We start from the raw sequence: 15,034 nt of genomic DNA on the forward strand, positions 1-15,034 counted from the left end.
ACCGAAGTTGCCGATGTCTACGGTAGCCAAGGGATTGCGATCTTGCCGCACCGAGTCACAGGATCGTTATGTCCGCTCTGTGGAGTTGAAACAGAACGCAGGTCTGTATCTGGTGTGGTTGCAAGAAATGTGGGTTCGACAATTACCGTTTCAAAACAACGCGGAGAATTAGCTATCCGATTTGACGGGGTATCAGTTCGGGTCGGTCGGTTTTGACCGGAGCTCGGGATGGAATGTGATTTGCATCACATCGAGGGGCGGCTGGTGGTTCGGCCGCATGTCACCACCTGTCGGGGCGCACCGGTAACCTCTCCCCGTGGCTCTGTACCGGAAGTACCGACCGGCAACGTTCGCTGAAGTGGTGGGTCAGGAGCACGTCACCGATCCGCTGAGTACGGCGCTCGACACCGGACGGATCAGTCATGCGTATCTGTTCTCGGGACCGCGCGGGTGCGGCAAGACCTCCTCGGCACGCATCCTCGCCCGCTCGCTGAACTGCGAGCAGGGACCGACCTCCACCCCCTGCGGCGTGTGCTCGTCGTGCGTGGCGCTGGGTCCGGGCGGCGCGGGCAACCTCGACGTCATCGAGCTCGACGCCGCCAGCCACGGCGGTGTCGACGACACCCGCGAACTGCGCGACCGCGCCTTCTACGCACCCGCCGAATCCCGGTACCGCGTCTTCATCGTGGACGAGGCGCACATGGTCACCACGGCCGGCTTCAACGCGCTGCTCAAGATCGTGGAGGAGCCGCCCGCCCACCTGATCTTCGTCTTCGCCACCACCGAGCCGGACAAGGTGCTGCCCACCATCCGCTCGCGCACCCACCACTACCCGTTCCGGCTGCTCCCGCCCGCCACCATGCGCGGACTGCTCGGCAAGATCTGCGACCAGGAAGGCGTGCAGGTCGAGGAGTCGGTGTATCCCTTGGTGATTCGCGCCGGCGGCGGGTCCCCGCGTGACAGCCTCAGCGTGCTGGACCAGCTGCTGGCGGGCGCGGGCACGGAAGGCGTCACCTATCCCCGCGCGGTGTCGCTGCTCGGCGTCACCGACGTCGCCCTGATCGACGACGCCGTCGACGCCCTCGCCGATTCCGACGGCGCGGCCCTCTTCGGCACCATCGACCGCGTGGTGGAGGCGGGCCACGACCCCCGCCGCTTCGCCACCGACCTGCTCGAGCGCCTGCGCGACCTGATCCTGCTGCGCGCCGTCCCCGACGCCACCGACCGCAACCTGGTCACCGGCCCCGGCGACGTCATCGACCGCATGCGCGCCCAGGCCGACCGCCTCGGCTCGGCCACCCTGGCCCGCCACGCCGAACTCCTGCACGAGGGCCTCGGCGACATGCGCGGCGCCACCAACCCCCGCCTCCTGCTGGAGGTCATCGCGGCCCGCATGCTCCTGCCCGCGGCCTCCGACGCCGAGACCGCCACCCTCCAGCGCCTCGAACTCCTCGAGCGCCGCATGGCGAGCGGCGCACTCCCCGCCGCGTCGCAGCAGCCCCAGGGCGCCGCGCCCGCCGCCGCGTCCGCGGCGGCGGCCCCGGCCGCAGCTCCGCCCGCCGCGGGAGGCGGCAACGCGCGCCGCGGAGCCGCCGCCCTGGCCGCCATGCGGGCCGAGAAGTCGGGCACGCCAACGCCTTCCGCCGCAGACGAGCCGGTTTCGCCCCAGGCCGCCGCGGCTCCGGCCGCGCCGGATTCGCCCTCGGCAGCCGCGCCTCCGGTGGCTCCCGCAGTGGCTCCTGCGCCGCCCGCTCAGGCCCCGGCCGCTCCCGCCACGGAATCGAACGCTCCCATGGCCGGGGACGCCCCGTCCGCCCAGGCCATGCCGCCGAGCGGATCCGGTTCTCCCGCAGTGGATTCCGCGAATCCAGGTCCGACCGGAACCACGGTCCGGCCGCCCGAGCTCTCGCCGGTTGCGAGCCCGGTGCCCGCGATGGCCGCACCGCCGTCCCCGGTCCCCGTGCCGGAGAGCGCTGCCGCCGCAGTGGCCGCGCAGCCTGCTCACCCCGCCGAACGCGCTGCCGCGCAACAGGCTTCACAAGGCTCCGCGACTACCGGGAACGTCACGCCGGAGCCCGAGTCCGGGCAAGCGCTGCCGCCGCAGCAACAAGCGCCCGCGGATCCGGTAGCCGCGTCCGCGCCGACGAGCACCGCCGCGGCCGCCGCTCCCGCGCAGCCCGCCGTAGCCGCCCCGCCGTCCGCTCCCGCCGCCGACCACGCTGTCGCGCAGCCCGCTTCGTCCGGCCCGGCGGTCGCCGAAGCCGGTGCCGCCACCGCTGGGCAGGAACCGGCGCAGCCGACCTCCGTGCCGGTTCCGGCTGCCGCGGCGGCCCCGGCGGCCGGCCCCGCCGGTGACGATGTGCTGGCGCAGGTCGAGGAGGCCTGGGCGGATATCCGGGCCAAGGTGCGGGAGTTCGGGGCCGCGGTGCACGCGCTGCTGTCCGGCGCGAGCGTGGCCCGGGTCGAGGGCGAGACGATCGTGCTGGCGCATCAGCACGCGCCGCTGGCGCAGCGGTTGTCGCAGCCGCAGTACCTGGAGGCCGTGCAGTCGGCGGTCCAGGCGGTGCTGGGGCGTGAACACGGGGTGAAGTGGGAAGTCGGGGGAGCCGGGTCGGGCGGCTCGGCCGCCAAGGCCCCGGCGGGCCGGGCGCCCGCGAGCGCGCCCGCGGAGCCGAAGAAGGCGGCGCAGAAGTTCTCGCGGCCGAGTCAGGCCAAGGCGGCCGCGGCGCCGGTCGCCGAACCGGCTCCGGCGACCGGGTGGGGGAGCGCCCCCGCGTCCGCTCCGGCGGCTCCCGCGCCCGCGGATCCGGGGCCGGCGGGCGGGGATTCGTTCGAGCGGGAGAGCGCTCGTTTCGCGCCGCCGGAGGACGATATTCCGCTGCCCGACGGGCCGGACCTTCCGGACGATCCGGGGCCGGTGGACTACTCGCCGGTAGGTTATGACGGCGTCCCACCTGCTACTACGCCGGAGGAGGAGCGCGAGATGCTGGAGGAGTCGGCCAAGCCGGTGCCTCCGGAAGAGCGCCGCGACCCGGATGAGGTGGCCCTAGCGTTGTTGGTGCAGGAGTTGGGCGCCACACCTCTGGAGGGTTGACAGTTCCCTCGGGTGCCAACTTAAGTTAACCGGAGTTCGCATAGTTCGGTACTATGATCGGGTGGCCGTGAGTATCGGTTTCGCGAGGTTCTAAGGTATGCCCAGGCGTACGGGTTACCGGAGCGTCAACAAACCGGCTCGGGACGTTGTTTGTACAGCGTCAAAGGCGATCGGTCGTGGGGCCGGTCGGCGAGGTATGGCTACGGCACGGCCCGCACAACGCGGTGACGGCGCACCCAAGAGAGGAAAACTCCGATATGACCACAGAGGCCTACATTTACGAGGCCATCCGCACCCCGCGCGGCAAGAACCGTGGGGGGTCGCTGCACTCGGTCAAGCCGATCGACCTGACCACCGGTCTGGTCCAGGAGCTGCGGAAGCGCTTCCCGAACCTGGACGAGGCTCGCATCTCGGACATCATCCTGGGTGTCGTCTCGCCGGTCGGTGACCAGGGCGCGGACATCGCTCGCACCACCGTGCTGACCGCGGGCCTGCCCGACACCGTTGGCGGCTTCCAGATCAACCGCTTCTGCGCCTCGGGCCTCGAGGCCGTCAACCTGGCCGCCCAGAAGGTGCGCTCGGGCTTCGACGACCTGGTCATCGCCGGTGGCGTCGAGTCCATGTCCCGCGTGCCGATGGGCTCCGACGGCGGCGCCATGTTCATGGACCCGAAGACCAGCTACGACAGCTACATTGTCCCGCAGGGCATTTCGGCCGACCTGATCGCCACCATCGAGGGCTTCACCCGCGATGACGTCGACGCCTACGCCGTGCGCTCGCAGGACCTGGCCGCCAAGGCCTGGAAGAACGGCTACTTCGCCAACTCCGTCGTCCCGGTCAAGGACATGAACGGCCTGACCGTGCTGGACAACGACGAGCACATGCGTCCCGGCACCACCGCCGCCGACCTCGGCAAGCTGAACCCCGCCTTCGCCGGCATCGGCGAGATGGGCGGCTTCGACGCGGTGGCCATGCAGCGCTACACCTTCGTCGAGTCGATCAACCACGTGCACCACGGTGGTAACTCCTCGGGCATCGTCGACGGCGCCGCCCTGGTGCTGGTCGGTTCCGAAGAGGCCGGCGCCGCGTCGGGCCTGACCCCGCGCGCCCGCATCGTGGCCACCGGCACCTCCGGCGCCGACGCCACCATCATGCTCACCGGTCCGACCCCGGCCGCCGAGAAGGCGCTGGCCAAGGCCGGTCTGAAGCGTGAGGACATCGACCTCTACGAGATCAACGAGGCCTTCGCCTCCGTCGTCCTGAAGTTCCAGAAGGACCTGCAGATCCCGGACGAGAAGCTGAACGTCAACGGCGGCGCGATCGCCATGGGCCACCCGCTGGGCGCGACCGGCGCGATGATCACGGGCACCGTGGTCGACGAGCTGCACCGTCGCAACGCCCGCTACGGCCTGATCACCCTGTGCATCGGCGGCGGCATGGGTGTCGCCACCATCATCGAGCGCGTCTGACGCCCACCGACTTTTCTCTAGGGAGACACGAAACACTATGACCGAGAACATGATCGGCTGGGAAAAGGACGCCGACGGCATCGTCGTGCTGACCATGGACGACCCCAACCAGGGCGCCAACACCATGAACCAGCTCTACAAGGACTCCATGAAGGCGACCGTCGATCGCCTCGAGGCCGAGAAGGACGACATCACCGGTGTCGTCATCACCTCCGCGAAGAAGACCTTCTTCGCGGGCGGCGACCTGAAGAACATGATGAAGACCACCCCCGCGGACGCGGCCTCCATCATGGAAGAGCTCACCACCATCAAGGCCGACCTGCGTCGCCTGGAGAAGCTGGGCAAGCCGGTCGTCTCCGCGATCAACGGCGCTGCCCTGGGCGGCGGCCTGGAGATCACCCTGGCCACCCACTACCGCATCGCCGCGGACGTGAAGGGCGTGCAGCTGGGCCTGCCCGAGGTCTCCCTCGGTCTGCTCCCGGCCGGTGGCGGCGTCACCCGCGTCACCCGCATGCTGGGCATCGCGAACGGCCTGATGGGCGTTCTGCTGCAGGGCAACAAGTTCACCCCGGCCAAGGCCAAGGCCACCGGCCTGATCAACGAGGTCGTCGGCTCGATCGAGGAGCTGGTCCCGGCCGCCAAGGCGTGGATCAAGGCCAACCCGGACAAGGGCGTGCAGCCCTGGGACGTCAAGGGCCACAAGATTCCGGGCGGCACCCCGTCCAGCCCCGCGCTGGCCGCCAACCTCCCGGCCTTCCCGGCCAACCTGCGCAAGCAGCTCAAGGGCCAGAACATGCCGGCGCCGCAGGCCATCATGGCCGCCGCGGTCGAGGGCGCGCAGGTCGATTTCGACACCGCGTCGCTGATCGAGTCCCGCTACTTCGTGTCCCTGCTGACCGGCCCGGTCGCCAAGAACATGATCCAGGCGTTCTTCTTCGACCTGCAGCACATCAACAACGGCGGCTCGCGTCCGAAGGACGTGCCGAAGCGTGAGATCAAGAAGGTCGGCGTGATCGGCGCGGGCATGATGGGCGCGGGCATCGCGTACGTCACCGCCAAGGCCGGCATCGACGTCGTCCTCAAGGACGTCACCGTCGAGGCCGCCAACAAGGGCAAGGACTACTCGGTCAAGCTCGAGGAGAAGGCGCTCTCCCGCGGCAAGACCACCGAGGAGAAGTCCAAGGTGCTGCTCGACCGCATCAAGCCGACCGCCGACCCGGCCGACTTCGCGGGCGTGGACTTCGTGATCGAGGCCGTGTTCGAGAACCCGGAGCTCAAGGCGAAGGTCTTCGGCGAGATCGAGGACATCGTGGACGCCGACGCGCTGCTCGGCTCCAACACCTCGACCCTGCCGATCACCCTGCTGGCCAACGGCGTGAAGCGGGCCGAGGACTTCATCGGCATCCACTTCTTCTCGCCGGTCGACAAGATGCCGCTGGTCGAGATCATCAAGGGTGAGAAGACCTCCGACGAGGCGCTGGCCCGGGTGTACGACTACACCCTCGCGATCCGCAAGACCCCGATCGTGGTGAACGACTCGCGCGGCTTCTACACCTCGCGCGTGATCGGCAAGTTCATCAACGAGGCCATCATGATGCTCGGTGAGGGCGTCGACCCGCAGACCATCGAGCAGGCCGGTCTGCAGGCGGGCTACCCGGCGGCGCCGCTGAAGCTGTCGGACGAGCTGAACTTCACCACCATGCAGAAGATCTACAAGGAGACCGCCGAGGCCGTGCTGGCCGCGGGCGGCGAGATCGACGCCGCTTCGGGCGCGACCGCCAAGATCCTCGACAAGCTGGTGGGCGAGTTCGACCGCAAGGGCAAGGCCGGCGGTGCGGGCTTCTACGACTACGACAATGGCAAGGCCACCGGTCTGTGGTCGGAGCTGCGCTCCACCTTCGGCACCTCGACCACCCTCCCCGAGGGCGTCACCCTGCAGGATCTCAAGGACCGCATGCTGTTCGCGGAGGCCATCGAGACCCAGAAGTGCTTCGACGAGAACGTGCTGACCTCGACCGCCGACGCCAACATCGGCTCGATCTTCGGCATCGGTTTCCCGGCCTGGACCGGTGGCACCCACCAGTTCATCGTCGGCTACCCGGGTGGACAGGAAGCCTTCGTGGCCCGCGCCGACGAGCTGGCCGCCAAGTTCGGCAGCCGCTTCGAGGTTCCGGCCTCGCTGCGCAAGTAGTAACCGTGCGCGAGCGCTGAACCACCAGCGCTCGAGCATGTGAAATACCCGGCCCGGGTCGCGAATACGCGGCCCGGGCCGAGTGTTGTACGGGTATGTGTACAGCGGTGGGCGCGAGACCGAAACGGTCCACACGCCCGAGCGGTCCGCGCTACGTTGAATATGCGCGGGTGGACACGGTTACTCGTTCCAGGTCGAGGTGGTGGAGATGAACTCACAGGCGCGCCGGGACGGCTCGCGGCGTGAGCAGGCGTCTCCCGAAAACTCCACGCAGGCATACGTTCCCGTGAATATCGACGACGAACTCGAGGCCATGGGCCTGTTCGACGCGGAGGAGATCGGCCGGGGCGGGTTCGGGGTGGTGTACCGCTGTAGCCAGCGCGCCCTGGACCGGGTGGTGGCGGTGAAGGTGCTCTCCGCGGAGATCGACGACGAGAGCCGGGAGCGGTTCCTGCGCGAGGAACACGCCATGGGCCGGTTGTCCGGGCATCCGAACATCGTGGACATCCTCCAGGTGGACGTGACGCCGACCGGGCGGCCCTACATCGTGATGCCGTACGCGACCCGCGGTTCCCTGGAACAGGTGGTGCACGACAATGGGCCGCTGTCCTGGGCGGATTCGCTGCGTGTCGGGGTGAAGCTGGCAGGGGCCATCGAGACCGCGCATCGTGCCGAGGTGCTGCACCGGGACGTGAAGCCCGCCAACGTGCTGTTGAGCCGGTACGGGGAACCGCAGCTCACCGATTTCGGAATCGCGCGCATCCCGGGCGGTTTCCGCACGTCCACGAGTTTGATCACCGGGTCGCCCGCGTTCACGGCGCCCGAGGTGCTCAAGGGCGACGAGCCGACCGTGCGCTCGGATGTGTACGGGCTCGGCTCCACCCTGTTCGCGCTGCTGACCGGGCACGCCGCGTTCGAGCGGCAGGCCGGGGAGAAGGTGGTGGCGCAGTTCCTGCGCATCACCAGTCAGCCGGTGCCGGACCTGCGGGAACTGGAGATCCCGGCGGATGTGGCCGCGGCCATCGAGGCGGCCATGTCGCCGGAGCCGCGGGATCGGCCCGTCAGCGCGGTGGAGTTCGGTGAGCTGCTGCGCGGGGTGCAGGGCGACCACGGTCAGGTGCCCGACGAGATGGCCTTGATCGACGGCGCGGAACTCGGTGCGGACGGCCACGATCCCTCGGCGCCGACGTATTCGACCCAGCGCCGGCACACCGTGGTGACGGCCCCGCGCAACCGGTCGCTGACGCTGCGCCCGACCGGCAATCCGAGCGCGGTGTTCGGCACCGGCAATACGTTCCCGCCTACGGCCACAACGAAATTCCTGCCGCCGACCCCGGCGCGGGAACCGATCGCCCGGCCCCGGTTACTGGAGCCGCTGCGGTCGGGCGGCCGCCGCCGGCTGGCGGTGATCCACGGCCCGGCCGGATTCGGCAAGAGCACGCTGGCCGCGCAGTGGTGTGCCGAGCTCACCGATCGCGGGGTGCCGGTGGCCTGGATCGGCATCGACCGCGACGACGACAACGAGGTGTGGCTGCTGGCCCACATCATCGCGGCCATTCGCAAGGTGCGGCCGGAGATCGGCGCGGGACTGGAACAGCTGCTGGAGGAGCGGCCCGCCGAGGCGGTGCCGTACGCGGTGTCGGCGCTCATCGACGAGGTGCGGGCCGGCGGGACCCCGGTGGTCGTGGTGGTGGACGACTGGCATCGGATCACCGACGCCGGGGCGCAGCGGGTGATGGCGTCGCTGCTCGACAATTGTTCGCACGAACTGCGTTTCGTCATCACCAGCCGGGAGCGGGCGGGGCTGCCGTTGAGCCGCATGCAGGTGGCCGACGAGCTGATCGAGCTCGGGTCCCCGCAGTTGCGGCTGACCGAGTCGGAGACCCGGGAAATCCTGGTCGACCGGCTGGGATTGGAATTGAGCGACCGGCAGGTCGAGCAGATCCACACCGCCACCGACGGCTGGCCGGCCGCGATCCAGCTGGCGGGATTGTCGCTGCGCGCGGCGGATCACGATGTCGACCGGCTGATCATCGGGCTGTCCGGTGACAACAAGGCGATCCGGGAGTATCTGGCCGAGAACGTGCTCGGCGCCATCGAGCCGCGCATGCTCGAATTCCTCGGCGCCATAGCGATTCCCGAGCGGGTGAACGCGTCGCTGGCCGAGGCGCTGTCGGGTGCGAAGGACGCCGCGGATCTGCTCGACGAGGCCGAGCAGCGTGAGCTGTTCGTGCACCGGATTCCCGACGATCCGAGCTGGTACCGGATGCAGCCGATGGTGGCCGAGCATCTGCGGGCCCGGCTGGACCGGGCGCAGCCGGGGCAGTTGAAGAAGTTGCACGGCAAGGCGTCTCGGTGGTTCGCCGAACACAATCTGATCAAGCAGTCGGTGGATCACGCGCTGGCCGCCACCGATCTGAAGTACGCGCTGGACCTGGTCGAGAAGGGCGGCATGGATCTGATCGACAGTTCGCGGCTGGCCACCCTGTTCGGCACCGTGTCGAAACTGCCGGTCCAGCAGGTGACTTCGCGGTCCAAGCTGTTGATGGCGCTGGCCCGGGCGAATGTGAATCTGCAGCAGTCCGGGGCGGCGCGGACCGCGCTGGGCCGGTTGTCCAACATGCTGGCGCGCAGCGGCACCGACGATGCCGAGGCGGTGACCCAGCGCTGTCAGGCGGCGGTGCTGGCGGCGGCCGACCAGGTGGCGCGGGACCGCACCGAGGGCGTGCTCGACAAGATCACCGAATGTCTGAAGCTGGCCGACGATCTCCCGGCGTGGACGGTGTCCACGGCCGCGAACCTGGCCTCGTTCGTGCGGCTGTGCGGTTTCGACTTCGAGGGCGCGCGCGACATGCAGGACTGGGCCGCCCCCTTCCACTCGCGGTCGGCCGACCCGCTGGGCGAGGTGTTCGGCCTGTGCGCCCGGGGCGCCGCCGCCTACGAGCAGCTCGATATCGCCACCGCCACACGGTGTTTCGAACAAGCCTGGCAGACCGCCCGCGATCGCGCCGGGTCCCGGTCGGACGCGGTGCGGGTGGCGGCGGCGCTGCTGGGCGAGGTCGCCTACCGCCGCGGCGACCTGGACAGCGCCGAGCGGCTGCTGGATCAGAGCCACGAATTGACCACCCGCGTCGGCCCGGTCGACTTCCTGGTCACCACCTTCGTGAGCGGCGCGCGCGTGAAGGCGGTGCGCGGCGACCTGGCGACCGCCGCGGCTCGCCTGGACGAGGGCGCGCGGATCGCCGCCGACCGTAAGCTCACCCGGCTGGCCGCGCAGGTCCGGGCCGAGCGCCTGCGGCTGGGCCTGCCCGCCGATGCACTGAGCGCGGGCCTGGTCACCGACCCGATGGCGCGCACACCGCGGCATGCCACCGGTGCGGCGGTGCTGACCGCCGAGGCCGAGGAGATCGCCACCATCCGGGCGCTGCTGGCCCGCCACTATCGCGGCGACGACCGCGCCACCGACGACCTGGCCCCGCTCGGCACCGACGACACCGTGGTGAAACGGGCCCGCGTCCTGCACTCCCGGATCCAGGAACAGCACCGGCCCCGGGCCGAACTCGATTCGGCGCTGCTGCTGGCCGAGTGCCTCTCCACGGCGGGCTGGCTCGGGGAGTCGATCGCGACGCTGACGCCGGTGGTGCTGCGGTGCGCCGAGCTGGGCTGGTCGCGGCCGCTGCTGGATGCCGGGCCGGGCGTGCTCACCATCCTGCGGACCATGCGGCACGAGATGCCGTTGGACGCGGACGGTCAGGAGGCGCCGCGTCGCTTCCTGGACTCACTGCTGTAGGACGGGTCGCAGGGTATTCACAGCGTTTCTCGAGGAACGGCGGACACAATCGCCGTCGTGTTCTCGCCGCATGCGCCGTCGCAGTCACCGCCGCTCGGGCCGCCGCCCGCGCCGCACCCGCCCGCCGCCCGCAATGGCTACGGGGGCTTCCACCACGGGGTTTCGCTCTTGCACGGGTGGGTGCCGCAGGTGGTGGCGTTCGTGGCGGTGCTGCTGCTGGTGATCGCGTTCGCGCGGGCGACGCGGCGCTGGTGGGTGCTGTGGATGCCGGTGTGCGCGGTGGGCGGCGTCGCGGCGGCGTGGGCGGCCTGGGATTTCGTGGACGATCAGGGGCTGGCCTCGGATCCGGCGCCGGCGTTGTTGTGGGCGTCGGTCGGGCTGACGGCCGCCGGACTGGTGGCCGCGATCGTCGGACTGCGGACCGGCGGCTGGTGGCAGCGGATCGCGGCGGTGCTCGCGGTCCCGGCGGCGCTGCTGTACACCGGCGTGGTGCTCAACCAGTGGGTCGGTTACTACCCGACGGTGCAGGCGGCATGGGACGCGCTCAACGCGGATCCGCTACCGCACCAGGTGGATCTGGACGAGCTCGCCGCATTGCGCGAGACGGATGTGGGAACCGGGCGCATCGTGGAGGTGGATATTCCGGAGGCGGGCAGCGACTTCCGGCATCGGCGCGAATACGTGTACCTGCCGCCCGCCTGGTTCGCCGGTGACACACCGCCCACCCTGCCCGCCGTGATGATGATCGGCGGCGAGTTCAACACCCCGGCCGACTGGGTGCGCAGCGGCCAGATCATGCCCGCCGTGGACGCTTTCGCGGCAAAGAACAGCGGGCAGACGCCGGTGCTGGTGTTCGTCGATTCCGGCGGCAGCTTCAACAATGACACCGAATGCGTGAACGGCCCGCGCGGCAACGCGGCCGACCACCTCACCAAGGACGTCCCCGGTTACGTGGAGTCGGAGTTCGGCGTCTCGAAGGACCCGGCGCAGTGGGCGGTGGTGGGCTGGTCCATGGGCGGCACCTGCGCGGTCGACCTGGCCGTCATGCATCCGGACCTGTTCGGCACCTTCGTCGACATCGCCGGTGACCTGGGCCCGACCGCGGGCTCCAAGGAACAGACCATCAAACGCCTGTATGGCGGAAACGCCGACGCCTGGGCGCAATTCGATCCGCTGACGGTCATGGAGAAGCACGGTCCCTACACGGGCGTGGTCGGCGTGTTCGACGACCTGACCGCGCCCAAGCGCACCAACAACGCGGGCGCGAACGGCGCACCGAACGGACAGCCTCGGAACTTCCCCGGGATGCCCAAGGTGAGCGAGGAACAGATCGGCAAGGGCGGCCGCGACGGCGTCCAGGACGCGAACGAGGAAGGCGCCGCCGAGCAACTGTGCGACGCGGGCCGCAAGGTCGGCATCGACTGCACCGTGCACACGACGGTCGGCGGTCACACCTGGCAGTTCGCCGCCTCGGCCTTCACATCGTCATTCCCCTGGCTGACAGCCCGTTTGGGGATTCCGGTGCCCGGCCTGTCGTCGTGAGAGGGGACGGACGCGCGGCACCGGCCGCACGCCCGTCCTCCGGGGGTTATGCCTTCCACCAGGGGCGGAGGGGCACGGTCCAGGTCTGGTCCGCGGGGAGTTTGACGCCCAGGATCTGGTGTAGCTGCACCACATTGCGTTCGAACCCGAGCTGGCAGCCCGCCATGTACAGGCCCCACACCTTGGCGGTGCCCTCGCCGACCTCGGCGACCGCGTCGTCCCAGTTCTTCACCAGGTTGTCGCACCATTCGGCGAGGGTGAGGGCGTAGTGCTCGCGCAGGTTCTCCTCGTGCAGCACCTCGAGGCCCACGTTCTGGATCTCGGAGATGATGCGCCCCGAGCCCGCGAGTTCGCCGTCGGGGAAGACGTAGCGGTCGATGAAGTCGCCCGCCTTGGTGATGCGGGTGTTGTCCGGCCGGGTGATGGAGTGGTTGAGGAACAGGCCGCCGACCTTCAGCTTGGACTTGATGTAGTCGAAGTAGGCCGGGTAGTTGTGCACGCCGATGTGTTCGGTCAGGCCGATGGAGGACACCGCGTCGAAATTGCCCTCGCGCACGTCGCGGTAGTCGGAGTGCCGCACCTCGGCGAGGTCGGACAGGCCTTCCTCGGCGATCTTGGCCTGCGCCCATTCGGCCTGCTCGGCGGACAGGGTCGCGCCGATGACGTGGACGCCCTGCTTGGCGGCGTAGCGCACCATGCCGCCCCAGCCGCAGCCGATGTCGAGCAGCCGGTCGCCGGGCTTCAGGTTCAGCTTCTCGAAGACCAGGCGGTATTTGTTCTCCTGCGCCTGTTCCAGCGTCCAGGCCGGGTCCTCGTAAGCAGCGCAGGTGTAGGTCATGGACGGGCCCAGCACGTATTCGTAGAACGTGTTGGAGACGTCGTAGTGGTGGTGGATGGCCTCGGCGTCGCGAGTCTTGCTGTGCCGCAGTCCCTCCAGCGCGATGCGCCGCCAGCGCGGCATGGCCTCCTGCGGCGGCGGGGGCACCGGCTTGAGCAGTTCCCAGCCCAGGGAACGGGCGATGACCACCAGCTGCAGCGCGGTGGGGCGGCGGAACTTCATGCCCGCCATGGCCTTCAGCAGTTCGTACGGGTCGCCGGGTTCGACGCCGTGGGCGATCAGGTCCCCGGCGATGTAGGCGCGCGCCATGCCGAGGTCGCCGGGCGCGGTGGCGATGTAGTTGACGCCGCGGGGCGTGAGGATCTCGAGGCCGAATTCGGAGTCCTCGGGTCCGGCGGTGCTGCCGTCGTAACAGGTCAGGCGGATGGGCACCGGGCCGTCGAGCAGGGTCGCGAAGATCTCGGCAATACTCAGTTTGGTTCCGAGCTCGGCGAATACGTCGGAACGGTCCTTGTACGTGGTCACTTGCGTTGCACCGCCTTCGAATACAGATCCAGTAGACGAGAATCCGGGTCGTAGCGTTTCTTGAGAGAGGAGTAGGCGCCGCCGCCGTAATAGAGGCCGGCGAATTCATCCTGGTCGTAGAAGGAGTCCGAATACAGCGATTTGTGACCGTCCAGTTCGGACACTCTGCGTTCGATGGCGCGGTTGGCCACGCCCTCGGGCTGTCCCGGCACGGTCGGCACGGCCGACCAGAAGCCGACGTTCACGTAGGTGCGCTCGGGTTCCAGCGGGTAGAGCGGCCAGGGCCGTTCGCCGTCGCTGTCGCGCAATCGCAACGGGCACAGCCAGATCGGCTCGATCGGGATCTCGCGCAGGAACCATTCCACGAAGTCCGCGGTGTGCTCGAGCGGCACCTCGATGTCCTGCACCACCCGTTCGCGGGGCGGATTCCCGTGCCGCGCCTCGATCTTGTCGCCGATGCCGTACTTGTGGTCGAGGGCGATGAGTTTCCAGTAGAAGCTGGAGCGCCGGTACCGCTGCGGCCAGAAGCGCCGGATGCGCGGGTTCTGCGCGCCGAAGGCCCGCGAGCACCAGAACCAGTCGGTATCCCAGCGCCACAGGTAGTCGTGGATGGTGAGCCGGTCGCGTGTGGGTCGCGGGGAGTCGTGCTGGATGGACCGGTAGTAGATGTCCATGCCGGTGTAGTCGCTGACCGGGCCGGGTTCGTCGGTCTGGCGGCCCAGGATCAGGTAGCTCTCGTCGGCGGTGAAGACGACGCCGTCGAGGTAGTCGACCGGTTCGCCGTCCCAGGCGCGGTCGGCGATGATCCGCGCCATGGCGGCCTCGAGTTCGCGCAGCCGGTGGAAGCGAACGTGCCGTACTTCGACAAAAGGTTCGACGGTTTCCAGCTCGATTTTCAAGCGCGTCGAATAACCTAGCGTTCCATACGAATTGGGGAATCCGCGGTACAACTCCGCGTGCTCCCCGTCGCGGGTCGCGGTGATGATCTCGCCCGCCCCGGTGAGGATGTCCATCTCCAGCACGGATTCGTGCGGTAGCCCATTGCGGAACGAGGTGGATTCGATGCCGAGTCCGGTGACCGCGCCGCCGAGGGTGATGGTCTTGAGCTGCGGCACCACCAGCGGGGCCAGTCCGTAGGGCAGCGTGGTGGCGACCAGGTCCTCGTAGGTGGTCATCCCGGCCACGTCGGCCGTGCGGGCTTCCGGGTCGACCGCGATGACCTGCGTCAATCCGGACACGTCGAGTCCGGGTGCGGTGCTGCGGGCGCGGGCCCGGAAGAGATTGGACGTTTTCTTGGCCAGCCGGACATTGGCATCCGGCGGTATGGCGCGGTAGGAGGCCAGGAGGCGATCGACCCCAGCCTGATGCGCGGCGAAACCTGATTCCTGTGCGGCCGGTGCGCGGCCGGCCTTACCCAACAGACTCACTGCCACCCTCGAAAACCTAGCGTGCACCGACCGGTACGGCCAGCAAGAAAGCACCGGCGGGGCGGGTTTTCACACATAGTTTCCTTGTGTGCGGGCAGGCGTGACCTGCCCTGTAGTCAGAGTATTCCCCGTCACACCGTGATGATTCTTACTTTGGC

The 15,034-nt window shown here is 69.2% G+C and carries 7 protein-coding genes; 5 read left to right on the top strand and 2 right to left on the bottom strand.

Going from position 1 to position 15,034, the window contains the following annotated elements:
• Positions 1-316 precede the first annotated feature (316 nt).
• From ACFRAQ_RS24835 to ACFRAQ_RS24855, 5 genes are all read left to right on the top strand, one after another.
• On the top strand, positions 317-3,094 hold the full coding sequence (locus tag ACFRAQ_RS24835; RefSeq protein ID WP_379103464.1) for a DNA polymerase III subunit gamma and tau: 2,778 nt from the start codon (positions 317-319) through the stop codon (positions 3,092-3,094).
• 257 nt (positions 3,095-3,351) lie between these two features.
• On the top strand, positions 3,352-4,563 hold the full coding sequence (locus ACFRAQ_RS24840; RefSeq protein ID WP_379103466.1) for an acetyl-CoA C-acetyltransferase: 1,212 nt from the start codon (positions 3,352-3,354) through the stop codon (positions 4,561-4,563).
• 37 nt (positions 4,564-4,600) lie between these two features.
• On the top strand, positions 4,601-6,754 hold the full coding sequence (locus ACFRAQ_RS24845; protein WP_379103468.1) for a 3-hydroxyacyl-CoA dehydrogenase NAD-binding domain-containing protein: 2,154 nt from the start codon (positions 4,601-4,603) through the stop codon (positions 6,752-6,754).
• Positions 6,755-6,962: 208 nt separating this feature from the next.
• Positions 6,963-10,544, top strand: coding sequence for a protein kinase (locus ACFRAQ_RS24850; protein WP_379103470.1), 3,582 nt, complete (start codon positions 6,963-6,965; stop codon positions 10,542-10,544).
• 57 nt (positions 10,545-10,601) lie between these two features.
• Positions 10,602-12,086 (top strand): alpha/beta hydrolase, encoded by a 1,485-nt coding sequence (locus ACFRAQ_RS24855; protein WP_379103472.1) that lies wholly within the window; start codon positions 10,602-10,604, stop codon positions 12,084-12,086.
• Positions 12,087-12,132: 46 nt separating this feature from the next.
• Here ACFRAQ_RS24855 and ACFRAQ_RS24860 read toward each other — a convergent pair whose 3' ends face one another.
• Both ACFRAQ_RS24860 and ACFRAQ_RS24865 read right to left on the bottom strand, forming a co-directional pair.
• On the bottom strand, positions 12,133-13,449 hold the full coding sequence (locus tag ACFRAQ_RS24860) for a class I SAM-dependent methyltransferase (protein ID WP_379103475.1): 1,317 nt from the start codon (positions 13,447-13,449) through the stop codon (positions 12,133-12,135).
• Positions 13,446-14,876: an FAD-binding oxidoreductase gene (locus ACFRAQ_RS24865; protein WP_379103782.1), complete on the bottom strand. Its 1,431-nt coding sequence runs from the start codon at positions 14,874-14,876 to the stop codon at positions 13,446-13,448. Before ACFRAQ_RS24865 ends, ACFRAQ_RS24860 begins: the two co-directional genes overlap by 4 nt.
• Between the last annotated feature and the right edge of the window lie 158 nt (positions 14,877-15,034).

The organism is Nocardia sp. NPDC056611 (assembly GCF_042792755.1).
Classification (GTDB): Bacteria; Actinomycetota; Actinomycetes; order Mycobacteriales; family Mycobacteriaceae; genus Nocardia.